This is a genomic window from Halorubrum tibetense (assembly GCF_055396225.1).
Genome location: NZ_AP043742.1, coordinates 1,125,961 through 1,149,317, shown reverse-complemented (window position 1 = coordinate 1,149,317; position 23,357 = coordinate 1,125,961). Strand labels below are relative to the sequence as shown.

The window sequence follows — 23,357 nt, the reverse complement described above, 5'->3', positions numbered from 1 at the left end:
GGAACCCGTATTTAATGGTGTCGTCGGTCATTCGGAGAAAACCGCAAGCGGGCGGTGCCGTCCGCGGATCTCGCCGACACAACGTATATATGTGCCGAGGCGCTTGGTTCACTTATGTCCCGGACTGCGTTGGTAGACAACGTCACCGCGATGCTGGAGGACGCGGGATTCCTCGTCAGCGACCGGTGTGCGGTCCGGCCCAAGAGCTTCGACGTGGCCGCCCGCCGCGAGGTGGACCTGCTGTTGTTGAAGATCCTCGGCAACGTCGACGCGCTCGACGCGGAGACCGGCGCTGAGATGCGCCGGCTCGGCGAGTATCTCGACGCGACACCGATGGTGATCGGGATCCGGACCCGCGATGAGGAGCTGAAGCCGGGTGTGGTGTACTTCCGACACGGCGTGCCCGTCATCAACCCGGACACCGCCTACGACCTGTTCATCGAGGGAATGCCGCCGCTGATCTACGCCGCTCCCGGGGGGCTCTACGTCAGCCTCGACGGCGACCTCCTCGCCGACGAACGCGAGGAGCGCGGCTGGTCGCTCGGCCGCCTCGCCACCGAGCTCGGCGTCTCCCGCCGGACGGTGTCGAAGTACGAGGACGGAATGAACGCCTCCATCGAGGTCGCCGTCCAGCTCGAGGAGCTGTTCGACGAACCGTTCTCCAGCCCGGTCGATGTTCTCGACGGGGCCGACGACGTTCGCGACGCCGACCCGACTCCCTCCGCCCCGGACGCGGACCCCGACGACGAGCACGTCGTTCACGTGCTCACCAGCGCGGGGTTCACCGTCCATCCGACCGCCCGCGCGCCGTTCAAGGCGGTCTCCGAGGACGACGACTCGCCGGTGATGCGGCTGCTCACCGGCCACTCGGCGTTCACTCCCGCGGCGGAGAAGCGCGCCCGCATCATGTCTTCAATCGGTGAGGTCGCACGCACCCGATCGGTGTACTTCACCGAGGAGGAGGAGCAGCGTGAGTCGGTCGACGGCACCGCTATCGTCTCCTGTGCGGAGCTCGCTGCGGTCGACGACCCCGAGCGGATCCGCGAGCTCATCCGCGATCGCGCGGAAGCGCCGTCAGAGGCGTAGCCGACGCTCCCGGGATTTCGATGCCACTCTCGCGCCTCGAACTCGGCTATCGCGTTTTGGGGCCGGTCAGCGCCCGAGTAACCGACTGAAGAAGCCGCCCTTCTCGTCGTCCTCGTCGTCGGCATCGGGCCCCGGTTCGTCGTCCTCGTCGTCCGCCGACCGCGAGAGCGCTGTCCCCACCGTCCCCTCGTCGTCGTCGCGGAACGGGACGCTGCCGGCGAGTTCGTCGTCTTCGTCGGCGTCGAGACTCCCCTCGTCCGCCTCCGTGTCGGCGACTCCGCCGTCCTGCGTTCCCTCCGTCTCGTGATCCGCGGTCGACTCCCGATCGGGGTCCTCCGCGTCCGGGATGTTCCCCATGAGCGACTCAGCGTCGCCGTCCTTGACGTCGTCCGGGTCCGGGTCGTCATCGATGTCGGCGTCGTCCGGCTCTGGCTCGTCATCGGTGTCGGCGTCGTCCGGCTCTGGCTCGTCGTTATCGACCTCGTCACCCGGATCGGCTTCCGACGCCGGCGGCTCCGCCCGCTCCGCGTCGCCCGCGTCGTCGGTGCTCGACTCACGCGCGGCCTCTTCGCGCTCGTCCCCGACCGCTTCGTCGATCCGTTCGGATTCGGGTGGTTCCTCGTCCGCGACGATGATGTCCGTCCCGTCGCCCTCCTCGGCGATCCCGGCGGGCCCCGCATCGGCGACGACGATATCGTCCTCGTCCCGCTCGTCTTCGTCGTCGGTCGCTTCCGTTTCGTCCACCTCGAGAGGCTCATCGATGTCGGTGCCGGTGAGCGCGCGCGCCAGCTCGCGGTACGCCCGTGTCGCCGGGGCGGTCGGCGCGGCGGTGACGAGCGGCTCGTTCGCGGCGCTCGCCTCCCCGACGGCCGTGTCCTCCGGGATCCGGGCCAACACCGTCGTGTCGAGGAGCTCGCCGACGACGTCGTCGGCCGCGTCGTCGGACCCGCTATCGACGCGGGTTATCGCCGCCCCGGCGACGTGGCCGCCGATCCGCTCGGCCAGCTGCCGGGTCTTCTCGGTATCACCGAGTGCGCTCCGTTCCGGAGTGGAGACGAGCAGCGACTCGTCGGCGATCCCGAGCGGGAGCGTCGAGTCGTGTGAGAGCCCCGCACCGGCGTCCATGAGGACGTAGTCGGCGTCGTCGAACGCCTCCACGACGTCCGAGAGCCTCGACGGGTCGGCGGCCGCATACGCGTCCAGGTCGGTCTCGCCGGGGATGACCCTGAGGCCAGCCGGCCCCGCGTGAACCGCATCGGTGGGGGACGCGTCGCCGGCGAGCACGTCGTGGATCGTCGTCCCACTGGGATCGATCCCCAGCGCGTCGGCGAGGTTCGCCATGCCGATGTCCGCGTCGATCGCGACGACGTCGGCGCCCGATCCCGCGAGTAGGGTCGCCACCGCCGCGGTCGTGGTGGTCTTCCCGACGCCACCCTTCGCCGACGCGACCGCATACACCGTTGCCATACCGTCAGGGTCCGGCGACTGCTACTTAAATGTAGGCGGCGACGGTCCATCCGTCGACCGGACGGCCGGCGTCTCGCCGAGACGGCTGGTGTCTCGCCGGGACGGTCGGTAGGATCGTTGTCCCAGGCCCCGCGTACCCGCCCACGCGGTTCCGCAAACACCTTATACGTCGCTCGTAGACGTTGAAGCGATCAGTAGAATGGCGAGACCAGAGGTGCTCGACCGGATAAAGGAGGCTGAAACGGAGGCTGACGAGATCATTGCGGAGGCGGAATCGGACGCCGACGAGCGCCTCGCCGAGGCCAGAGAGCGCGCGGCCGAGATCCGCGCCGAGGCCGAGGAGGAGGCGGACGCCGAGGCCGAGGAACGGCTCGAAGCCGCCCGCGAGGAGATCGAAGCGCGTCGCGAGGAGATACTCGCCGCGGGCCAGGAGGACCGCGAAGCGCTCGAATCGGCCGCTCGCGACCGCACGGACGACGCGATCGACTACGGCGTCGAACGCTTCGAGGAGGCGGTGTTGCGCCACACGGGGGAATGAATGGTTCTTAGACCCGAACGGATGAGCAAGGTGTCGGTGACGGGGTCGAAACGCGTCATCGACGACGTCATCGAGGCGGCGTACGAACACCACTCGCTCCACGTCAGCGAGTACGACGGCCGCTACGACGGGTTCGAACCCGGCGACTCGCTCGCGGGTGCCGAGGGAGTCAACGAGCGACTCGTCACGGTCCGCTCGCTCGAGAGCATCCTCGACGTCGATGCCGACGACCTCGACGCCGTCGGGTCGGTCGACGACGACGAGCTGGCGGCCGAGCTCGAACGCACCCGCGAGCGGGTGAACGAGCTCGACGATCGGCGTGACGACCTCCGGGCGTCGATCCGCGACCGCCAAGAGGAGATCGACCGAATGGAGCCGTTCGCCGACCTCGGTATCGCGCTCGACCTCCTCCGTGGCTACGACTCGCTGGAGGTCGTCGTCGGCGAGGCGAAACTCGAGGCGGTCGAGGACGCACTCGCCGCCGCCGGGGATGTCGCCGCTCACGAGACGTTCTCGGGCGGAGGTGTCGTCGCCGCGTTCGCCGCGCCGGCCGACGGGGCCGACGACGGGTTCCTTCAGGATGCCTTCGTCGGCGTCGACATCGCGATGCTCGAGGTGCCCGACGCGGACGCGAGCCCGAGCGAGTACGTCGCCGAGCTCGAACGCGAGCGGGCCGAGCTCGAGGCGGAGCTCGACGAGATCGACGCGGAGCTCGACGCCGTCAAGGAGGAGGCGGCGGGGTTCCTGCTCCGCGCCGAAGAGCAGCTCACCATCGAGGCACAGAAGAAGGAGGCGCCGTTGTCGTTCGCGACCACGAAGAACGCGTTCGTCGCCGAGGGGTGGATCCCGACGGCGACGTTCCCCGACTTCGCCGCGAGCATCGCCGACGCGGTCGGCGACCACGCCGAGGTCGAGGAGCTGGAGCGGGCGGAGTTCGGCCCCGACGGCGACCACCACACCGAGTCGGTCGCGGGCGGGGGCGCTGACGCGACTCCCGAGCACGCGGAGGCAACGGAACGCGAGGCAGCCACGGACGGCGGCCACGCTACTCACGGGGACGAAGACCCGCCGGTCGTCCAGAACAACGGGAAGGCGGCCGGTCCGTTCGAGCTCCTCGTTCAAGGGTTCGGCCGGCCGAAGTACTCGGAGTTCGATCCGACGCTCCTTGTCTTCCTCACGTTCCCGCTGATGTTCGGGTTCATGATCGGGGATATCGGCTACGGCGTCCTGTACGCCGCCGTCGGTTGGTACCTGTACGCCAACTACGACGGCGCGTTCCGCGAGATGGGCGCGGTCGCCATCTGGGCCGGCGCGTTCACGATCCTGTTCGGCATCTACTACGGGATCGACCTGTTCGGCTACCACGCGTACCCGCTGCTCGGCATCGAGTCGTGGGAGGTCTCGAAGGGGCTCTCGCCCGGTACCGGTGAGTGGGCGCTCGCGTGGCTCGTGATGAGCGTGCTGTTCGGCATCCTGCATCTGAACGTGGGGTACGTCCTCTCGTTCGTGAGTAACTACCAGCTCCACGACCTGAAACACGCGATGTACGAGAGCGCGTCGTGGCTGCTGCTGCTCAACGGGATCTGGGTCTGGATCTTCAGCAGTCAGGCGGCGGGCGTCCGTCCCGAGTTCCTCCGGCCCGACGTGACGATCCCGCTCGTCGGTGCGAACGTCGCCGAGCTCGACTTGGCGGCCACGGGGCCGAAACCGGAGTTCCTGTTCGACTCCGTCGCGGTGTTGACGTTCGGCGCTGTCGAGTTTGCCGGCTTCCCGGAGCTCGTCGGCGTTCTCGGGTTGATCGCGGCGTTCGTCGGCTTCGTCCTGCTCGCGATCGGCGAGCCGGCCGAGGTCGTCGAGGTGCTCTCGCCGGTCGTTAACGTCGTCTCGTACGCCCGGATCATGGCGGTGCTGCTCGCGAAGGGTGGGATGGCACTCGCCGTCAACCTGCTCGCGTTCGGCGCGTACATCGACGACGGCGGCTCCGGGAGTTTCCACTTCATCTTCAGCGCGGAGCGGCTCGCCGAGGTCCAGGCCGATCCGGCCTCCTACGAGCTCGTCTTCGCGGGGATGTCGACCGCGTTCGACCCGAGCTCGATCGGGCTCGTCGGGATCGTCGCGCTAGTCGGCGCGGTCCTCGTTGCCATCGTCGGACATATCGTCGTCCTCCTACTCGGCATCACGGCCGCCGGTATTCAGGGGATCCGCCTCGAATACGTCGAGTTCTTCGGCAAGTTCTACGAGGGCGGTGGCGACCCTTACGCGCCGTTCGGCTACGAACGGACCTACACGTCCGAGGAGTAGCGGCGGCTCGAACGGGTCATTCGACCCTCTCGATCAGTTTGGTTGACTCCTCTCGATCCCGGCTCGTCCCGAACCGTCGGTCACGGCCGCTTCCGTTTCGACCTCGAAGACCGAACAACCCGGACTGACACCTGTGAGACCCCGTCTCCCGGCGGTTCCGGTCGGTCGTTTTGGGAAGCTTTATGACTCCCGTGGCGGCAACTACGTACTGTTCGGAGACGAGCAACTGCAACTACTACCAATGCTTGAAGCTACCAACGAACTCGGGAACGTCGTACTGGAGGCTGGGGGAACACTGACTGACGCCGACGCCGCGGCCGCGCTCGCCGTCGGGCTCGCCGCGCTCGGTGCAGGATACGCCGAGCGGGGGATCGGGTCCGCCGCCGTCGGCGCGATGGCTGAGGACGATGACCTGTTCGTCAACGGGCTCATCCTGACGGTCCTTCCCGAGACGATCGTCATTCTCGCGCTCGTCGTCGTCTTCATCGTCTAAGCGGCTCCCTTTCCACCAATGAGTTTGGAAACCGTCGTTGAGGACGTTCGAGACGAAGCCCGCGCGCGTGCAGAGGAGATACGCGAGGCGGCCGAGGCGGACGCCGAAGAGGTTATCTCGGAGGCGGAGGCCGACGCCGAGCGTATCCGTGAGGAGCGGCTCGCGAAGGTCGAGAGCCAGATCGACCAGGAGCGCGAGCAGACCCTCTCGTCGGCGAAGCTCGAAGCCAAACAGGAGCGCCTCTCCGCCCGCCGAGACGTCCTTGAGGACGTGTACGACGGCGTCGAGGCCGCCATCGAGGAGCTCGACGGTGACCGCCGCCGTGAGCTGACCGAAGCTCTGCTCGATGCCACGCTGGCGGAGTTCGACGACGACGAGGAGGTCGCCGTCTACACTCGCACGGAGGACGTCGAGCTCCTCGAGGAGCTCGTCGCGGGCCGTACCGCCCAGGTCGACGGCGAGGTCGAGTGTCTCGGCGGCGTCGTCGCCGAGAGCGACACCTCCCGCGTCCGCGTGAACAACACGTTCGACTCGATCCTAGAGACGGTCTGGGACGACGAGTTGAAGAACATCTCGGAGCGACTGTTCGACCAATGAGCGCCGTCGGCAGCTCGAACCCGGAGTACGTCGTCGCGCGGGTTCGCGCCCGCCGCGGCTCGCTGTACGGGGATGAGGAGTACCGTAAGCTCGTCCGGATGAGTCCCGCCGAGATCGCCCGATTCATGGAGGAATCGAGCTACGAAACGGAGATCAACGCGCTGGGGAGCCGGCATGCCGGCGTCGACCTCATCGAGTACGCGTTGAACCGGAACCTCGCCAAGCAGTTCGAGGGGATCCTCGACTGGAGCGAGGGTGGGCTGTACGACCTCGTCGCCCGCTATCTCCGGAAGTTCGACGCGTGGAACGTGAAAACCGTGATCCGCGGGATCTACACCGACGCCGGTCAGGAGGCGGTCGAGGTCGACCTCATCCGTGCCGGCGAGTTCGACGATCGCCGCATCCGTCGGCTGCTCGAGGCCGACTCGATCGAGGCGGTCGTCGAGGTGCTCGAGGACACGATTTACGGTGATCCGCTGCGAGCGGCGTACGTGGAGTACGAGGAGACCGATACGCTCGTGCCGCTCGAGAACGCCGTCGATCGCGCGTTCTACGAACGACTCCTCGCGAACCTGCCGGGCGACGAGCCGACCCGGCAGTACGAGGCGTTCCTCAAAGCCGAGGTCGACTTCCGCAACGCCGACAACGCGTTGCGTCTCGCCCGGTCCGGGGCGGACATCGATCCGGCGGCGTACTTCATCGAGGGTGGCGACCTGTTCACCCGGGACACGCTTGCCCGCCTCGCGCGGAACCTCGACGAGCTCGTCGAGTACATCGCCGACAGCCAGTACGCCGACGAGCTCGGGCCCGCGCTGCGCGAGCTCGAAGAGGCGGACAGCCTTATCGCGTTCGAGCACGCCACGGACGCTGCACTGCTGGCGTACGGCGATCGGCTCGGAACGATCCACCCGGTGTCAGTGACCCCGGTGATCTCGTACATCCTCGCGAAGGAGCGCGAGGTCGAGAACATCCGAGCGATCGCTCGCGGCAAGGAGGCCGGACTGTCGGCCGACGAGATCGAATCGGAGCTGGTGATAACATGAGCCAAGAGATCGCCGTGATCGGCAGCCCGGAGTTCACCACCGGTTTCCGGCTTGCTGGCGTCCGGAAGTTCGAGAACGTGCCGGACGACGAGAAGGACGAGCGGCTCGACGACGCCGTCGAGCGCACGCTCGACGACGAGGAGACCGGCATCATCGTGATGCACGACGCGGACCTCGACCACCTCTCGCGGGGGACCCGCGAGCGCGTCGAGGGAAGTATCGAGCCCGTCCTCGTGACGCTCGGCGCCGACGGTGCCGGCAGCGGCGGGCTCCGCGACCAGATCAAACGAGCCATCGGGATCGACCTGATGGAGGAGGAGGACTAATATGAGCAAGGCAGAATCCACGGAGACCACCGGTGACGGTGTCATCCAAAGCGTGAGCGGTCCGGTCGTGAGCGCCCGCGACCTCGACGCCCGCATGAACGACGTCGTCTACGTCGGCGACGAAGGACTCATGGGGGAAGTGATCGAGATCGAGGGCAACATCACGACGATCCAGGTGTATGAGGAGACCTCCGGGGTCGGCCCCGGCGAACCCGTCGAGAACACGGGCGAGCCGCTGTCGGTCGACCTTGGTCCGGGGATGTTGGACGCCATCTACGATGGTGTCCAGCGCCCCCTGGACGTGTTGGAGGGCAAGATGGGAAGTCCCTACCTCGACCGCGGGGTCGACGCCCCCGGCATCGACCTCGAGAAGGAGTGGGAGTTCGAGCCGACCGTCGAGTCGGGCGACGAGGTCGCGGCCGGCGATGTCGTCGGCGTCGTCGAGGAGACGGTCACCATCGACCACAAGGTCATGGTGCCGCCGGACTCCGAGGGCGGCGAGGTCGTCGCCATCGAGTCGGGCTCGTTCACCGTCACCGAGACGGTCGTCGAGCTCGACACCGGCGAGGAGATTTCGATGCATCAGGAGTGGCCGGTGCGCGAGGCACGGCCGACCGTCGAGAAGCGCACGCCGCGTCAGCCATTGGTGTCCGGCCAGCGCATCCTCGACGGACTGTTCCCGATCGCGAAGGGCGGGACGGCCGCGATCCCGGGCCCGTTCGGCTCCGGGAAGACGGTCACCCAGCACCAGCTCGCGAAATACGCCGACGCGGACATCATCGTCTACGTCGGCTGTGGCGAGCGTGGCAACGAGATGACGGAAGTGATCGAGGACTTCCCCGAGCTCGAGGACCCCGCCAACGGCAACCCGCTAATGGCGCGGACCTCGCTCATCGCAAACACCTCGAACATGCCCGTCGCGGCGCGTGAGTCCTGTATTTACACGGGGATCACCATCGCGGAGTACTACCGCGACATGGGGTACGACGTGGCGTTGATGGCCGACTCCACCTCGCGGTGGGCGGAAGCGATGCGGGAGATCTCCTCGCGGCTGGAGGAGATGCCCGGCGAGGAGGGGTACCCCGCCTACCTCGCCGCTCGCTTGGCACAGTTCTACGAGCGGGCCGGCTACTTCGAGAACATCAACGGGACGGAAGGGTCCGTCTCCGCCATCGGCGCGGTGAGCCCGCCCGGCGGCGACTTCTCGGAGCCGGTCACACAGAACACGCTGCGTATCGTGAAGACGTTCTGGGCGCTCGACGCGGATCTGGCCGAACGACGCCACTTCCCGTCGATCAACTGGAACGAGTCGTACTCGCTGTATAAAGACCAGCTCGACCCGTGGTTCGAAGAGAACGTCGAGGAGGACTGGGCGGAGAAGCGGCAGTGGGCCGTCGACATCCTCGACGAGGAGACGGAGCTACAGGAGATCGTCCAGCTCGTCGGGAAGGACGCGCTGCCGGACGACCAGCAGCTCACCCTGGAGGTCGCCCGCTACCTGCGTGAGGCGTACCTCCAGCAGAACGCGTTCCACCCGGTGGACACGTACTGTCCGCCCGAGAAGACGTACCTCATCCTGACGACGATCGAGACGTTCCACGACGAGGCGTTCGACGCGCTGGAAGCGGGCGTGCCGGTCGAAGACCTCGTCTCCACGGAGGCCGCCCCGCGGATCAACCGCATCGGCGTTCAGGAGGACTACGAGGAGTTCATCGCGGACCTCAAAGCGGAGATCACCGAGGAGATCCGGAGTCTCTACTGATCATGAAAGAGTACCAAACAATCACTGAGATCAGCGGCCCCCTCGTGTACGCCGAAGTCGACGAGGCGATCGGCTACGACGAGATCGTCGAGATCGAGACGGCACAGGGAGAGACGCTGCGCGGCCAGGTGCTCGAATCCTCGGACGGCCTCGTGGCCATCCAAGTGTTCGAGGGCACCTCCGGTATCGACCAGAAGGCGTCCGTCCGATTCTTGGGCGAGACGATGAAGATGCCCGTTACCGAGGACCTACTCGGACGGGTGCTCGACGGCTCCGGACGGCCGATAGACGACGGTCCGGAGATCGTTCCGGAGGAGCGACAGGATATCGTCGGCGCGGCGATCAACCCGTACTCGCGGGAGTACCCCGAGGAGTTCATCCAGACGGGAGTCTCCGCGATCGACGGCATGAACACGCTCGTCCGCGGCCAGAAGCTCCCTATCTTCTCGAGCTCGGGCCAGCCACACAGCGAGCTGGCGATGCAGATCGCCAGACAGGCCAGCGTGCCCGAAGAAGAGGAAGGCGACGACGAGGAGGGCTCGGAGTTCGCCGTCATCTTCGGCGCGATGGGTATCACCCAGGAGGAGGCCAACGAGTTCATGCAGGACTTCGAGCGCACCGGCGCGCTGGAGCGCTCCGTCGTCTTCATGAACCTCGCGGACGACCCCGCCGTCGAGCGGACGGTCACGCCGCGGATGGTCCTGACGACTGCCGAGTACCTCGCGTTCGAGAAGGACTACCACGTCCTCGTCATCCTGACGGACATGACCAACTACTGCGAGGCGCTCCGCGAGATCGGTGCGGCTCGCGAGGAGGTCCCCGGGCGGCGTGGCTACCCCGGGTACATGTACACGGACCTGGCGCAGCTGTACGAGCGTGCGGGTCGGATCGAGGGTCGTGACGGATCGGTGACGCAGATCCCGATCCTCACGATGCCCGGCGACGACGACACCCACCCGATCCCGGACCTGACCGGGTACATCACGGAGGGACAGATCTACGTCGACCCCGACCTCAACAGCCAGGGCCTGCAGCCCCCGATCAACGTCCTTCCAAGCCTGTCACGGCTGATGGACGACGGGATCGGTGAAGGGCTCACCCGCGAGGACCACGCCGACGTGAAAGACCAGATGTTCGCGGCGTACGCGGAGGGAGAGGACCTCCGCGACCTCGTGAACATCGTCGGTCGCGAGGCGCTGTCGGACCTCGACAACAAGTACCTCGACTTCGCGGATCGGTTCGAGTCGGAGTTCATCGACCAGGGGTTCGACACGAACCGGGACATCGAGGAGACGCTGGATATCGGCTGGGAGCTGCTCTCGATGCTGCCGAAGGACGCGCTCAACCGGATCGACGAGGAGTTCATCGAGGAGCATTACCACGAGGACGCCGAACCGGAAACCGTCGAAGCGGCGGACTAACCCATGGCCAAGGACGTCAAACCCACGCGCAAGAACCTGATGGCGATCGAGGATCGTATCGAGCTCTCCGAGCGCGGTCACGATACCCTCGAACAGAAGCGTGACGGTCTCATCATGGAGTTCATGGACATCCTCGATCAGGCACAGGACGTTCGATCTGGCATGTCCGAGGACTACGAGACGGCCCAGCGGAAGATCGACATGGCGCGCGCGATGGAGGGTGACGTCGCCGTCCGCGGTGCGGCCGCGGCGCTGAAGGAACACCCAGAGATCACCACGCAGTCGAAGAACATCATGGGTGTCGTCGTCCCGCAGATCGAATCCTCGAAGGTAAAAAAGAGCCTCGACGAGCGCGGTTACGGCCTGCTCGGCTCCTCCGCGCGGATCGACGAGGCCGCCGACGCCTACGAGGAGCTGCTCGAATCGGTCATCCTCGCCGCCGAGGTGGAGACGGCGATGAAGAAGATGTTGGAAGAGATCGAGACGACGAAGCGCCGCGTGAACGCCTTGGAGTTCACGCTCCTCCCGCAGCTGTACGAGAACCAGGAGTACATCGAACAGAAGCTGGAAGAGCAGGAGCGTGAAGAGATCTTCCGGCTAAAGAAGATCAAGGACAAGAAAGAGCAGGAAGAAAAGGAAGCGAAGGCCGAAGCTGAAGCCGAAGCCAACGCGGAGGCGGCCGCGGGCGCCGCCGACGCCTGATCTGCCTCTCCGTTCACTCTCCGTTCACCGGCTTCGATTCCTTCCGAGCGTCGTCCCGTCGATTTACGTTCTCGCGTCGCTCACCGACGGGTATGTCCTGTCCACACTGTAACGCCGCGGTCGTCGCGTTCAGCGTTCCGCCTCCTCTTCGCGAGCACGCACCCGCCACTGAGAGCGCGATCTGTACGCGGTGTCTCCGGACGGAACCGGCCGTCGAAGCGGGGGCGGACGCGGCGGTGGACGGAGCGGGGGCGGACGGAGCGGCCGCCGGAGCAGCCACGGGGTCGCAGGGAACCGATGGCTCGACCTCCCCACCCGACTTCTCGACGGTCGATCCCGCCTTTCCCAGCGGGGAGGCGGGGGTCGCGCTCGCGCTGCTCTGTGGCTGCTTGGAGTCGTTCGCGCTCAACCGGGCGTCGATCGAGGCGCTCATCGACCACGCAGAACGGGAGGGGGCGGACGTGTTCGCCTTCCTGAACCGGCTCGACGCTTCGGAGGCCGCTTTCGATCTCGACCGGCGACGGGCCGCGCTGCTGGATCTCCTTTGAGCCGTCGTCTGCGCGGGAACGTCTCAAATATCGACGCCCGGCGGATCGTTCCACTCGTCGTCCTCGTCGGTCGTGTCGCGCTTCCCGTCGGTCGTGTCGCGCTTCCCGTCGGTCGTGTCGCGCTTCCCGTCGGTCGTGTCGCGGTCCCCAGTGTCCCCCGCTCGCTTCTCGTCGGGGTCGTCGCCCCCCGGGTCGAGGATCGTCTCGCCCCGTCGTGATTCGTGGACCTCGAACCGCTGTCCCTGTGCGTACGGGTCCTCTTCGGGATCGTACTCGGTTTCGCTCCGTTCGAACAGGTACGCGAAGAAGCCGAACAGCGGGACGAAAAACGAGATCGCTGCCCACTTTTCCGGGTTCATCCCGTAGTTCGGCGCGTCAAGATAGGCGTACGCCGCGAACCCGACGAGCCACGCGAGCGGGAGCCCGATCAGTATCGCGGCGAGGAACGGGTCCATACTCCCGCTTCGACCGCGTCGATATAAGCGTCCGGGTCGCTTGCCGTCGGTGGCAGGTGGTGGGGGGACGGGGGGATCGGCTCAGCGCTCGACGTACGCGATCCCGTCCGGGTGGAGCTCGGTCTCGAAGCGGTCGACTTCGGTCCAGTCGGGGACGGGCGCCTCGCTCTCCCGGTCGCTCTCGGCGTCATCGCTCGCCTCGGGCGCGGCGAGCACGCTCACGTCGTTGGTCTTGTTGTTGGCGACGAACGCGCGGTCGCCGGCGGGCGCGAAGGTAGTGCCGCCGGGCCAGATCCCGACGGGGATCCGCGCTACCTCCCACGGGCGCACCTCGCCGTCACGGACGAACTCCGCCTCGATCACGCTCACGTCGTCGCCCTCGCGGTTCGGGACGAGGACGTACTCGCCGTCTGGCGAGGGAACGACGCGGATCGGCGTGTCGCCGAGCACTGCGATCCCCTCGTCCGCGAACGTTTCGGGGTCGACGACGGAGAGGCGCGAGTCCTCTTGGTTGGCGACGAGCAGGCCCGCTGTGGGGTGGACCGCGATCCCCTCCGGGCCCTCGCCGACTGGAATATCGGCGCTGATCTCGCGCGTGTCGGCGTCGATGGCGGTGACGTTGTCGCCGCCGATGTTCGCGATGAAGGCGGTCTCGTCGTCGGGCGTCAGCGCCACCATGTGGGACTTGTCTTGGTGGGTCGGGAAGTGGTCGATCAGCGTCGGAATCGGGTCGGCGATGTCGAAGACGAACACCTGTGAGGAGTACGTGGAAGCGAGCCAGAGCTCGTCGGCCGTCCCCCGCACTGCGAGCCCGTGCGGGAAGTCGAACGACTCGTGCTCGAACCGGTCTTTGACGGTCCAGTCGTCGGTGTCGATCGTGAGTAACGAGCCGCCGAGCGAACAAGTCACGTAGATGACAGACCCGTCAGGGCCGACCGTCACCTCGTGGGGGTTGAAATCGGTCTCGACGACGGTGTCCGTCTCTCCGGTGTCCGGGTCGATAACGGCGATCGAGTCGCTGTCCTTGTTGAGGACGACCAGCCTGTCATCGGTCATGATCAGGGGATCGGTCGGCGGTCACAAAAGATGGACGGAAGCGGAACGCGGCTGGGGGCCGTTCCGGTTTTTCGGGCTCTTCCCTGTTTTTAGGTTCGCTTCAGGTCCTCCGTCTCAGTCCCAGAACGACTGGGTGCGGGCGTACTCGCGCTCTTGGCGGAGCACGTCGCGGTAGAACTCCTCTTCGTCCTCCCGGAGCTTGTTGATTATTCTGGCGGCGTTGTGCGGGCCGACGCCGCGGGCGGCCATCGCGATCACGGCCCGCTTCCCGTGCGTCTGGACGAGACTCGCCGCGCGGTGGGCGCGTTTCGTCCGCCGCTCCTGTTCGTCGTCCTTCTCGGTGGCCCGCACCGCGGCGACCGTCTCGTCGTCCCACGGGTTCAACGCGGCGATCCGGGTCGATCCACACTCGGGACACTCCGGCTGGTCGCGAACACGACGCACCTTCGTCGTGTGCTTCCAGTCGGTACAGTGGAGACACGCGAGGATCACCCGGTCGTTTCGGATCCGCTCTTTGATCGTCTCGATCACGTCGGCGTCGGCGTTCTCCGGCACGAGGAACTCGCTGCCGGCCGACCGCCCTGCGGTGCCGAGCGGGGTCCGCTCGCGGGCGGTCGCGAGGCGTGTTCCGGCGGAGGAGCCGTCCCCAGACTGGATCTCAGCGAGGATCCCGGCGGTCTCCTCGACGGCGAGGTCGGCATGGAACACCTCCCGGAGCGCCTCGTCGTGGACGGGCGTTCCCTCCAGTGCGGCGAGCAGCCGGTCGCCGCCGAACTTCCCGCGTCCCTCCCGGTAGCGCTTGACTGACCCGAACTTCGCAGCGACCTGTGCGAGCGTGAACTTGAGCGCGTCGGAGTTCTTCAGTGCGAGTTCGAGATACGCTTCCAGTCGGTCCGGATCGGTCGTCTCGAGCACCTCCCGGAACGTGCCGGGGTCAACGCCGCGCGGCACCTCGAACTCGATCCGATAGGGGTCGACGTCCATCCCGACCGACGACCCCGCCCGCTGCCCCACGAGCGCGGCGAGCAGCCGCGCGAGCGTCTCGTTGACCTCGTGGCCGAACGTCGCGTTCACGGCGACGGTCCGTGCGCTCCCCTCGATCACGATCCGCTCGTCGGTCGGGACCGGATGGCCGGCCTCGACGTGGTCGGTCACCGACTCGATAGCGGTCGTGACCGTGTCTGTGTCGGCTGGGTACCGGCCCGCGAGGTCGTTCGCAACGGCTTCGGGTGTCGAGCCGGCCGCGAGCGCGGCGGCGACTTCCCCACGGAGCCGCCCGACCTCCTCGGCGACCGGCCGCGGGACGGGGATCTCCTGACCGATCCACGAGGGTACCTCGCCGGCGGGGTCCTCGATCGGCGTCACTTCGACGCGCTCCTCCTCCTCGTCGACGGCCGTGATCCGCCACATCTCGCCGCGCTGGATGAACGTCTCGCCCGGCCCGGCGAAGTTGACGACGAACCGCTCGTCGAGGGTGCCGATCCCCCGCCGGGAGGACATGTCGTACACCTCGTAGGTGGACTCGTCGGGGATCATCGAGAGGTTCGCGTAGAAGTACTGCCAGGTACCGCCGGACTTCTCGAGGGTGTCGCGCTCCTCGTCGAGCCACAGTAGGCGGTTCCCGTCGAGCTCGCGGACTACTTCCTGAAACCGCGGTTCCGAGAGGTCACGGAACGGGTAGGCGTTCGTCACCGTCTCGTACGCCTCCCGGGCGTGTATCTCCCCGTCGTCCATCACGAGCCCGACCACCTGGTTGGCCACGGTGTCGAGGCTGCCGTGGTGGATGTTCGCCGGTTCGACGAGCTCCGCGCCGGCGCGCCGGGTGATCGCCATCGCCTCGAGGGTGTCGTCGCCCCCCTGTGTCACCACGGTCCCCTCGGAGACGAGATCGCGGCGGTGGCCGGCCCGCCCGACCCGCTGGAGCAGGCGCGCGACCTCGCGGGGACTCCCGTACTGGACCACGTGGTCGACCCGCCCCACGTCGATGCCGAGCTCCATCGAAGAGGTGCAGACGAGGCCGTCGAGCTCGCCCGTCTTGAACCGGTCCTCGACGTCGATCCGCACGTCCTTCGAGAGCGAGCCGTGATGGACCTCGATCTCGGTTGGGTCGACCGTTTCGTCGTCGGCCGTGTCAGTCGTGTCGTCGTCGGTCCCGTCGGTCCGCTCCCGCTCTGCCAGCGTCTTGAACCGCGATCCGAGCGCCTCGGCGGTCTGACGCGTGTTGACGAAGATCAGGGTCGACTCGTTCTGACCAACGATCTCCCGGATCGTCCGGACGTGGCTCGCGGTCGTCTCGTCGATCGCCAGCTCGCCGGCCAACCGAGAATCGCGGTCGGTGATCTCCGGGTCGAGCACCCGCACGTCGGTTCGGGTTCCGGCTGCGACCTCGACCGTCTCGAACGCCCGATCGCCCTCGCGCTCCGGGTCACGTCTCCCGCAGCCGACAAGGAACCGGCCCACCTCGTCGGGGGACCCCACCGTCGCCGAGAGCCCGACTCGCTGGAACGACCCCGCGACGCGACGGAGTCGTTCGAGCCCGACGGTGAGCTGTGCGCCCCGCTTGGCGGAGGCGAGCTCGTGGACCTCGTCGATCACGACGTGTGCGACGTCCTCGAGCGCGAGGCGCATCTTCGACCCCGTCAGGATCGCCTGGAGGCTCTCCGGCGTGGTGATGAGCACGTCCGGCGGGTCGTCGGCCTGTTTGCTCCGCTCGTACTGCGTGGTGTCGCCGTGGCGCACCGCGACCTCGACGTCGAGCCGGTCGCCCCACCACTCCAGCCGGTCCATCATGTCGCGGTTGAGCGCGCGCAGCGGGGTGATATACAGGGCGGAAATCCCCTCGCGGGGCTGATCGCCCGGCGCGTCGCGGTCGTCGACGATCGCGTCGAAGACCGGAAGCATCGCGGTTTCCGTCTTCCCCGTTCCGGTCGGCGCGAGGACGAGCGCGTTCTTTCCGGCTGCGAGCGGGGGGATCGCCTTTCGTTGTGGCTCAGTTGGGGTGCTGAATCCCTGGTCGGAGAGCGCCTCACGAACCTCGCTCCCGAGGTGTGCGAACGCGTCCATCCCCGACGGTTCCGCCATTCTCTGATCGTCGGAAGTTGGGGACTCGGGTGATTAAGCCCGTCGCTGTACGTGGATTGCTTATAAGTGCTCCGTTGAACGCCGACGCCGTCTGCGGATCGTATCGCTGATTTCACGGGATTTGGACGCCGTCTGGCGATATGGGACGTCTCAGGAACCTCGCACAAACGTTTCACGAATTCGCTACGAACCATTTTGAACAACCAGACGTACCCGCTGTCGCCGACGGCGACAACGGGTACGCCAAGTCCACCAAGATCGCGCTCCTTCTGCTCAAAGAGGAGATCAACAAGCCGCTTCGGAGGCTCGAAGACTATCTCAACGAGATGCCGGGAATTCTCGGTGTGTTTGATCTTGAGGCATCTCCGGATTACACATCTTTCAGCGTCTGGGACGATGAATTCCCGATGAAAGAACTGCGCCGCCTGCTCCGCGCCTCGGCGGAGCAGGCGGGGCTCTCAGGCACTGCGTCGATCGACGCCAGCGGCTTTCAGCGTGATCAAGCCAGCTCACACTACCGGAATCGGGTCGGTTACTCGTTCAACGCGATCAAAACGACGCTGCTTGTTGACACGGATTCTCTTGCTATCATGGACGCTCATTTCACGACGAAGAAAGCCTATGACGGCCATATCGGGCTGCAGGTCTTTCGGCGGAACGCCGAAGACCTGCAGGCGTTGCTGGCCGACAAAATGTACTCGTGGAGTGATCTCCGCGAAGCCTGTCGTGACGCGTCTACCCGACCAGTGATCAAACACTGCGAGCAAAACGCGCTCAAGAAAGCTCACAACGCCAGAATTGACGATGATGTCTACAATCAGCGGTCAATGAGTGAGACCGTGTTTGCGATGCTAAAAGACGACGGCGACGAGATCCGCTCCCGGAGCTGGCACGGCCAGTTCCGGGAGCTCACACGGAAGTGTATCGTCCATAACCTCGAGCAGGCGGCGAGTTAGAGCTCGCCGCCTGCTCTCCTTCTCCGAATATATCCGGGAGAGGCATCGCCATCGTCCACCTCATGCTTTATGTAGTATCTTGTGAAACTGATGCTTTGGTCGCCGCACAATTCCGCTCAAATCGAATCGCCCGATCTGAGAATCTACAGATAAAGCGCCGCTACCGGTAGAATATCGAATATCAAAAATCCGATGTTGCCGCCGTCTTGCGTTCAACACGGCACTTATAAGTGATCGATGCTGTGCTGAACGCTCGCAGCGACCAGCGATCGGTGGCGATCACCGTCGAAGTTCGGCTGTTTATTTATAAATGGCTGACGGCGGATCGACGGAGACCGGTTTCGAACCCCGGTCGGTCTTTATAAATGGGTGGCCGTACATCGACGGTGGACAGGCCCAAAGCCCCAGCCGCTCGCTTATAAGTCACGGACTCCACGCTGACGACTGCCAAAGCCCCAGCCGCGACGACTCGATGCGCTCGTTGCGGTCCTCAGTCGGTCGCTCGCGCTCCCTCCTTGCGGTCCTTACGTCGCGCGTCTTCGTCCTCGCGGCTGCCCCTTTGAGCCCCACCCCGTCCCGCGTCCGCACCTCACGCCTCCCCAGCCTCGCAGCGGCCACTTATAAGTGGCCGCTGCGTCCCTCGCGCGGTGCCACTCGCGGCCTACCGGCCGCTCGTGGGCACGCGCCACCGCAGTTCGGTTTATGTACAACACACGTCGTCTACGTCACGCCGCCTTCGCTCGTCGCGTACTCCTCGTGCGCGCCGCCGTCGAGGATCGCCTCGACCTCGTCGACGACTTCCAGCACGTCGGCGAACGAGGTGTACGGCGCGGCCGGACACACCCGGACCACGTTCGGCGGGCGGAAGTCGACGATCACGCCGCGATCCCGCAAGGCCGCGCTCAGCTGCTCCGCATCGGAGTGTTCGAGGGCGACGTGGCCGCCGCGGGCCGCGTGCTCGCGGGGCGTGCCAACCGACACCTCTGGAAGCCTCTCGTCGACGAGCGCGATCAGGAAGTCGGTGAGTGCGAGCGATTTGGCGCGCAGCCGGTCGATCCCCGCGTCCCGGAGGAGCTCAATGGAGCCCTCCAAGGGTGCGGCAGCGAACAGCGGCGGCGTCCCGATCTGCCATGCGCCCGCGGAGGCGGCGGGGGTGTACGTCATGTTCATTTCGAACTGCGTCGCCTTCTCGTGGCCCCACCACCCCGCCAGCGCGGGCGTGAGCCCATGGTGGCGCTCGGCGACGTACAGCGCGCCGATCGAGCCGGGGCCGGCGTTGAGGTACTTGTACGTGCACCAGGTCGCGAAGTCGACGCCGGCCTCGTCGAAGTCGTGCGGGACCGCTCCCACGGAGTGGGCCGCGTCGAAGCCGACGTACGCGCCCGCCTCGTGGGCCGCCTCCGTGATCCGCTCGACATCGAACAGCTGTCCGGACCGATACAGCGCGGTCGGCATCCAGACGATCCCGATATCGTCGTGTCTCTCGAGGGCGGCCTCGATATCTCGGGGGTCGATCGTCCGGCCGTCCCGGCTCGGAACGACCCGGAGCTTCTCGTCCGGATCGATCCCGCGACCCCGCAGCTGCGCGCGGATCGCGTAGTGGTCGGAGGGAAAATCGAGCTCGTTCACGAGCACGGCGGGCACAGCTCCGCCGTCCTCCGCCGTCGGCCACTCCCCGCCCGTGACCGCGACCCCCTCTCGCTCCGGCCCCTTCCCGGCCAGCAGCTCGTCGAGGAACGTCCCGACGAGCGTGTGGATATTCACCGTGATCGAGTTGCCGACGGCGACCTCACTCGGATCCGCCCCGACCAGGGGCGCGAGCGCGTCGCCGAGTCGCTCGCCGACTGTGAACCACGGCGGGTCGGCGTCGGTCCACCCGGCGATCAGCAAGTCGCGCCACTCGTCGACGACGCGGTCGAGGCTCGCGAGGGCGTCGTCGCTTGCGGGGCCGAGCGAGTTGCCGTCCATATACACCACGTCCTCGGGGACGTGATATCGGTCCGCGAGCGGGGAGAGCGGGTCGGCGCCGTCGAGTCGGGCGGCGAGGACGGCCGGGTCCGCGTCGCCCACGTCGGCCGCTCCGTCGTACTCGTCCATACGGGATCGGGTGCCGCCGTCGACTAATCGGTTCCGGGGATGGCACCTCGGAAGCCGGAGGTATATAAAAGGGCTCGACCGCTACTCGACGATGTCGATCGCCGGCCGACCGGGTTCCGCTTTGCTGACCACCGCGTCGTCGGCGTCGGCGGCGCGCTCGACGCGGACCGGCGCGTCGAACTCGCGTTCGATCAGCCACGCGGCGGCCCGCAGCGCGTCGTACTCCTCGTCGCCGGAGAGCGTTTCCTGAAGCGCCTCTCGGTTCGCTTGCAGGTCCTGCCCGTACGAGGCTGCGTCGTCGCCCTGTTCTCGGATGTGGCTCTCTCCCATCAACTCCGAGATGAGGTTGTCGGCCTCGCTGTCGACGGCGATCGAGAGCGCGTCGTACTTCCAGTCGGGCGCGACGACGACGTCGATCCGTTCAGGGTCCTCGATCCCCGCCACGTCGATAATGTCGCGCACGTCCTCGCGGGTGTTCGTCACGAGGCGACGGCGCTTCTCGACCGTCTCGCGGTCGGCGCTCGCGCTCGGCCAGTCGGCCTCGGCGACGAACCTGTCGCGACCGAGCGTCTCCCACAGCTCTTCGGCGAGGTGTGGCACCACCGGCGCGAGCAGACGAACCGCGACGTCCAGCCCGCGCTCGTACGTTTCGGGGTGCGGCTCGGCGTGCTCGCGGTAGCTGCGGAGCGTCCCGACCAGGTCCTGTGCCTCCCGCAGCGCGACGTTGAACGTCAGTTCCTCGTACTCCGTACCCGCGATAGCGACGGCGGCGTCGATCTCGTTCGCAACGTACTCGTCGACGGTGTCGCGCTCGGTGTCGGAGTCCGAGTCGGCGTCGGCGCTTCCCGCCCCGCCCGGGTCGCCCGCCGCGTGCTCCTCGACGAGGTCGCTCAGACGGGTCAGGAACCGGTACGTCGACTTGACGCCCTCCTCCGACCAGTCGAAGTCGCGCTCGGGCTGGGCCGCCTGCATCATGAACAGCCGGGCCGTGTCCGCGCCGTACTCCTCGACGATCCGCTGTGGCGAGACGGTGTTCCCCTTCGATTTCGACATCTTCTCGCCCTCCAGCTGCACCATCCCCTGTGCGAGCAGGTTCGTGAACGGCTCGCGGTGGTCAAGCCCCTCGTGGTCGGCGATCGTCTTCGTGACGAACCGGCTGTACAACAGGTGCATCACGGCGTGTTCGATACCGCCGACGTACTGGTCGACGGGCATCCAGTCGTTCGCACGGCCGAGGTCGAACGGGGCGTCGTCGAGGTCGGGCGAGACGTACCGCAGGAAGTACCACGAGGAGTCGACGAACGTGTCCATCGTGTCCGTCTCGCGGGTTGCGGGACCGCCACACTCCGGACAGGTCGTCTCCTTCCACTCCTCGGCGGCGTCGAGCGGGTTCCCGGTCGTGTTGATGAACTCGGGCAGCTCCACGGGGAGGTCCTCCTCCGGCACGAGGACGCTCCCGCAGTCGTCGTGACAGTGGACGACCGGGATCGGCGTGCCCCAGTAGCGCTGTCGGGAGATCCCCCAGTCACGCAGCTGGTACTGGGTGCTCTCCGCGGCGCTCTCGATGTCCTCGGTGAGCCGCTCGCGGGCAGTCTCGCTGTCGATCCCGTCGTACTCGCCGGAGTTGATCAACACGCCGTCGTCGGTGAAGGCCGAGTCGCTCACGTCGGGTGCATCGGGAAGCGACTCGCCGTTAGCAGTCGTCGGGTCGTTCCGGTCGTCGGGTTTCGGAGCGATCACGGGACGGATCTCGACGCCCATCTTCTCGGCGAACGCGTGGTCGCGCTCGTCGTGGGCGGGGACGGCCATTAGCGCGCCCGTCCCCACGTCCGAGAGGACGAAGTCGGCGACGAACACGGGGATCTCCTCGCCGGTGGCGGGGTTGGTGGCGGTGAGGTCGGTGGCGACGCCGTTCGGTTCGTCGCCCTCGGGGTCGGCCTCGTGGTGGACGAACTCGTGGACCGCGTCGTCCTCGGCCGCCAGTTCCTCGCTTATCGGGTGGTCGGGGGCGAGCGCGAAGAACGTCGCGCCGTGGATCGTGTCGACGCGGGTGGTGAACGCCTCGACGGGGCCGTACTCCCGCGGTTCGGTCCCCTCGCCGCGTCCGTTCGAGGCGCTTCGCGCCTCGCCGATCTGAAAGTCCAGCGTCGTTCCGTACTGCCGCCCGATCCAGTTGCGCTGCATCTGTCGGACGGAGTTCGGCCAGCCCGTTAGGTCGTCGATCGCCTCCAGTAGCTCGTCGGCGTACTCCGTAATCCGCAGGAACCACTGTTCGAGCTCGCGGTCCTCGACCGGTGTGTCACACCGCCAGCACAGCTCCGCATCGCCCTCGACCTGCTCGTCCGCGAGGACGGTTTCACAGGACGGACACCAGTTCACGTCGGCGTCGCGGCGCTCGACGAGCTCCTCCTCGTGGAACCGGCGGAACAGCCACTGGTTCCACCGGTAGTACTCCGGAGTACAGGTGGTGATCTCCCGCTCCCAGTCGTAGCCGAACCCCATCGACTTCATCTGGCCTTTCATCGTATCGATGCAGTCCATCGTCCAGTCGCGAGGGTTCGTGTCGCGCTCCTTGGCGGCGTTCTCCGCCGGGAGTCCGAACGCGTCCCACCCCATCGGGTGGAGCACGTCGTCGCCACGCATCCGGCGGTACCTCGCGTACGCGTCCGTGATCGTGTAGTTCCGGACGTGGCCCATGTGGAGCTTCCCGGACGGGTACGGGTACATCCCGAGGACGTACGTGGGGTCGTCGACGTCGTCCGGCGTGCGGTACGCGGCGGCGTCGTCCCACGCCCCCTGCCACCGTTCTTCCACCGCGGTGTGGTCGTAACCCTCTTGAGACATCTGCTTATATACTCGTGGAGCGGTCGGCGTCCTATACCTTTCCATCCTGTGACCGGCGTTGACATGCCTGTTTTGGTGAGTTCGTTCACCCCTGAGCCGGACCGTACCCGAACGGGTGTCCGGCGTGCTCGACCCGCCGGGCCGAAGGTATTTCCACGCGGAGCCGCCAGTTCGAGGCATGGCGCTCAAAAAGGTCCTCTACTACGGCGCGATCGGGATCGGGATCCTGATCGCCGTCAGCGTCGTCGTCTCCATCGTGTCGACGCTGTTGAGTCTGGCATGGGCGGTCGTCTCCGGTGCGATCTCGCTCGCGATCCTCCTCGGGATCGTCTACGTCGCGTACAAAGCCGGGTCGTGGATCTTCGGCAGCGACGACTCCACGACCGACACGATCGGGACCGGTCGGGGATCGTACGCCTCGACGTCGTCGTCCTCCTCCGACTCCGCCAGTCGGCAGGATCGGCTCCGACAACAGTACGTCGAGGGACAGATCAGCGAGGCGGAGTTCGAACAGCGGATCGCCCGCGAGCTCGAACGCGAGGACGTCGACGACATCGACCGCGAGCTCGAACGCGAGCGGTGAG

Annotated in this window: 19 protein-coding genes; 13 read left to right on the top strand and 6 right to left on the bottom strand. The window is 66.7% G+C overall.

Features of this window, described 5'->3' with window-relative positions:
• Window positions 1-114: 114 nt before the first annotated feature.
• Entirely contained in the window at window positions 115-1,086 is a 972-nt protein-coding gene (locus tag ACZ5TV_RS05820) for a transcriptional regulator (RefSeq protein WP_379783316.1), read from the top strand.
• Between the two features lie 66 nt (window positions 1,087-1,152).
• On the opposite strand, the gene minD is transcribed toward ACZ5TV_RS05820, so the two are convergent.
• On the bottom strand, window positions 1,153-2,553 hold the full coding sequence (gene minD, locus ACZ5TV_RS05815) for a cell division ATPase MinD (protein WP_464384222.1): 1,401 nt from the start codon (window positions 2,551-2,553) through the stop codon (window positions 1,153-1,155).
• A 199-nt stretch (window positions 2,554-2,752) separates the two neighbouring features.
• On the opposite strand from minD, the gene ahaH reads away from it, so the two are divergent.
• From ahaH to ACZ5TV_RS05765, 10 genes are all read left to right on the top strand, one after another.
• Complete coding sequence (gene ahaH / locus ACZ5TV_RS05810; protein WP_379779874.1) at window positions 2,753-3,091, top strand: ATP synthase archaeal subunit H; 339 nt, start codon at window positions 2,753-2,755, stop codon at window positions 3,089-3,091.
• 21 nt (window positions 3,092-3,112) lie between these two features.
• Complete coding sequence (locus ACZ5TV_RS05805) at window positions 3,113-5,392, top strand: V-type ATP synthase subunit I (protein WP_379779898.1); 2,280 nt, start codon at window positions 3,113-3,115, stop codon at window positions 5,390-5,392.
• Window positions 5,393-5,633: 241 nt separating this feature from the next.
• A complete protein-coding gene (locus ACZ5TV_RS05800) occupies window positions 5,634-5,885 on the top strand; it encodes a hypothetical protein (RefSeq protein WP_379779876.1) in 252 nt (83 codons plus the stop codon).
• Between the two features lie 18 nt (window positions 5,886-5,903).
• Window positions 5,904-6,482: a V-type ATP synthase subunit E gene (locus ACZ5TV_RS05795; protein WP_379779878.1), complete on the top strand. Its 579-nt coding sequence runs from the start codon at window positions 5,904-5,906 to the stop codon at window positions 6,480-6,482.
• Entirely contained in the window at window positions 6,479-7,525 is a 1,047-nt protein-coding gene (locus ACZ5TV_RS05790; protein ID WP_379779880.1) for a V-type ATP synthase subunit C, read from the top strand. Before ACZ5TV_RS05795 ends, ACZ5TV_RS05790 begins: the two co-directional genes overlap by 4 nt.
• Window positions 7,522-7,851, top strand: coding sequence for a V-type ATP synthase subunit F (locus ACZ5TV_RS05785; protein ID WP_379779882.1), 330 nt, complete (start codon window positions 7,522-7,524; stop codon window positions 7,849-7,851). Before ACZ5TV_RS05790 ends, ACZ5TV_RS05785 begins: the two co-directional genes overlap by 4 nt.
• Before the next feature lies 1 nt (window position 7,852).
• Window positions 7,853-9,613: an ATP synthase subunit A gene (locus ACZ5TV_RS05780; protein ID WP_379779884.1), complete on the top strand. Its 1,761-nt coding sequence runs from the start codon at window positions 7,853-7,855 to the stop codon at window positions 9,611-9,613.
• 2 nt (window positions 9,614-9,615) lie between these two features.
• Window positions 9,616-11,034, top strand: coding sequence for a V-type ATP synthase subunit B (locus tag ACZ5TV_RS05775; RefSeq protein WP_379779886.1), 1,419 nt, complete (start codon window positions 9,616-9,618; stop codon window positions 11,032-11,034).
• 3 nt (window positions 11,035-11,037) lie between these two features.
• A complete protein-coding gene (locus ACZ5TV_RS05770; RefSeq protein ID WP_379779888.1) occupies window positions 11,038-11,736 on the top strand; it encodes a V-type ATP synthase subunit D in 699 nt (232 codons plus the stop codon).
• Between the two features lie 92 nt (window positions 11,737-11,828).
• A complete protein-coding gene (locus ACZ5TV_RS05765; RefSeq protein WP_379779890.1) occupies window positions 11,829-12,284 on the top strand; it encodes a DUF6276 family protein in 456 nt (151 codons plus the stop codon).
• Between the two features lie 23 nt (window positions 12,285-12,307).
• Here ACZ5TV_RS05765 and ACZ5TV_RS05760 read toward each other — a convergent pair whose 3' ends face one another.
• From ACZ5TV_RS05760 to ACZ5TV_RS05750, 3 genes are all read right to left on the bottom strand, one after another.
• Window positions 12,308-12,739, bottom strand: coding sequence for a PLD nuclease N-terminal domain-containing protein (locus tag ACZ5TV_RS05760; protein ID WP_379779892.1), 432 nt, complete (start codon window positions 12,737-12,739; stop codon window positions 12,308-12,310).
• Window positions 12,740-12,820: 81 nt separating this feature from the next.
• Window positions 12,821-13,795, bottom strand: a complete 975-nt coding sequence (locus ACZ5TV_RS05755) for a YncE family protein (RefSeq protein ID WP_379779894.1) — start codon at window positions 13,793-13,795, stop codon at window positions 12,821-12,823.
• 114 nt (window positions 13,796-13,909) lie between these two features.
• A complete protein-coding gene (locus ACZ5TV_RS05750; RefSeq protein WP_379779896.1) occupies window positions 13,910-16,876 on the bottom strand; it encodes a DEAD/DEAH box helicase in 2,967 nt (988 codons plus the stop codon).
• A 140-nt stretch (window positions 16,877-17,016) separates the two neighbouring features.
• Here ACZ5TV_RS05750 and ACZ5TV_RS05745 point away from each other — a divergent pair, with 140 nt between their 5' ends.
• Complete coding sequence (locus ACZ5TV_RS05745; protein WP_379783889.1) at window positions 17,017-17,832, top strand: IS5 family transposase; 816 nt, start codon at window positions 17,017-17,019, stop codon at window positions 17,830-17,832.
• Window positions 17,833-18,552: 720 nt separating this feature from the next.
• Here the strand turns inward: ACZ5TV_RS05745 and kynU are convergent.
• Window positions 18,553-19,929: a kynureninase gene (kynU, locus tag ACZ5TV_RS05740; RefSeq protein ID WP_379781133.1), complete on the bottom strand. Its 1,377-nt coding sequence runs from the start codon at window positions 19,927-19,929 to the stop codon at window positions 18,553-18,555.
• A gap of 81 nt (window positions 19,930-20,010) precedes the next feature.
• Entirely contained in the window at window positions 20,011-22,773 is a 2,763-nt protein-coding gene (leuS, locus tag ACZ5TV_RS05735) for a leucine--tRNA ligase (protein ID WP_464384221.1), read from the bottom strand.
• 178 nt (window positions 22,774-22,951) lie between these two features.
• Between leuS and ACZ5TV_RS05730 the strand changes: the two genes are divergently transcribed.
• Window positions 22,952-23,356: a hypothetical protein gene (locus ACZ5TV_RS05730; protein ID WP_379781129.1), complete on the top strand. Its 405-nt coding sequence runs from the start codon at window positions 22,952-22,954 to the stop codon at window positions 23,354-23,356.
• Window position 23,357 lies beyond the last annotated feature (1 nt).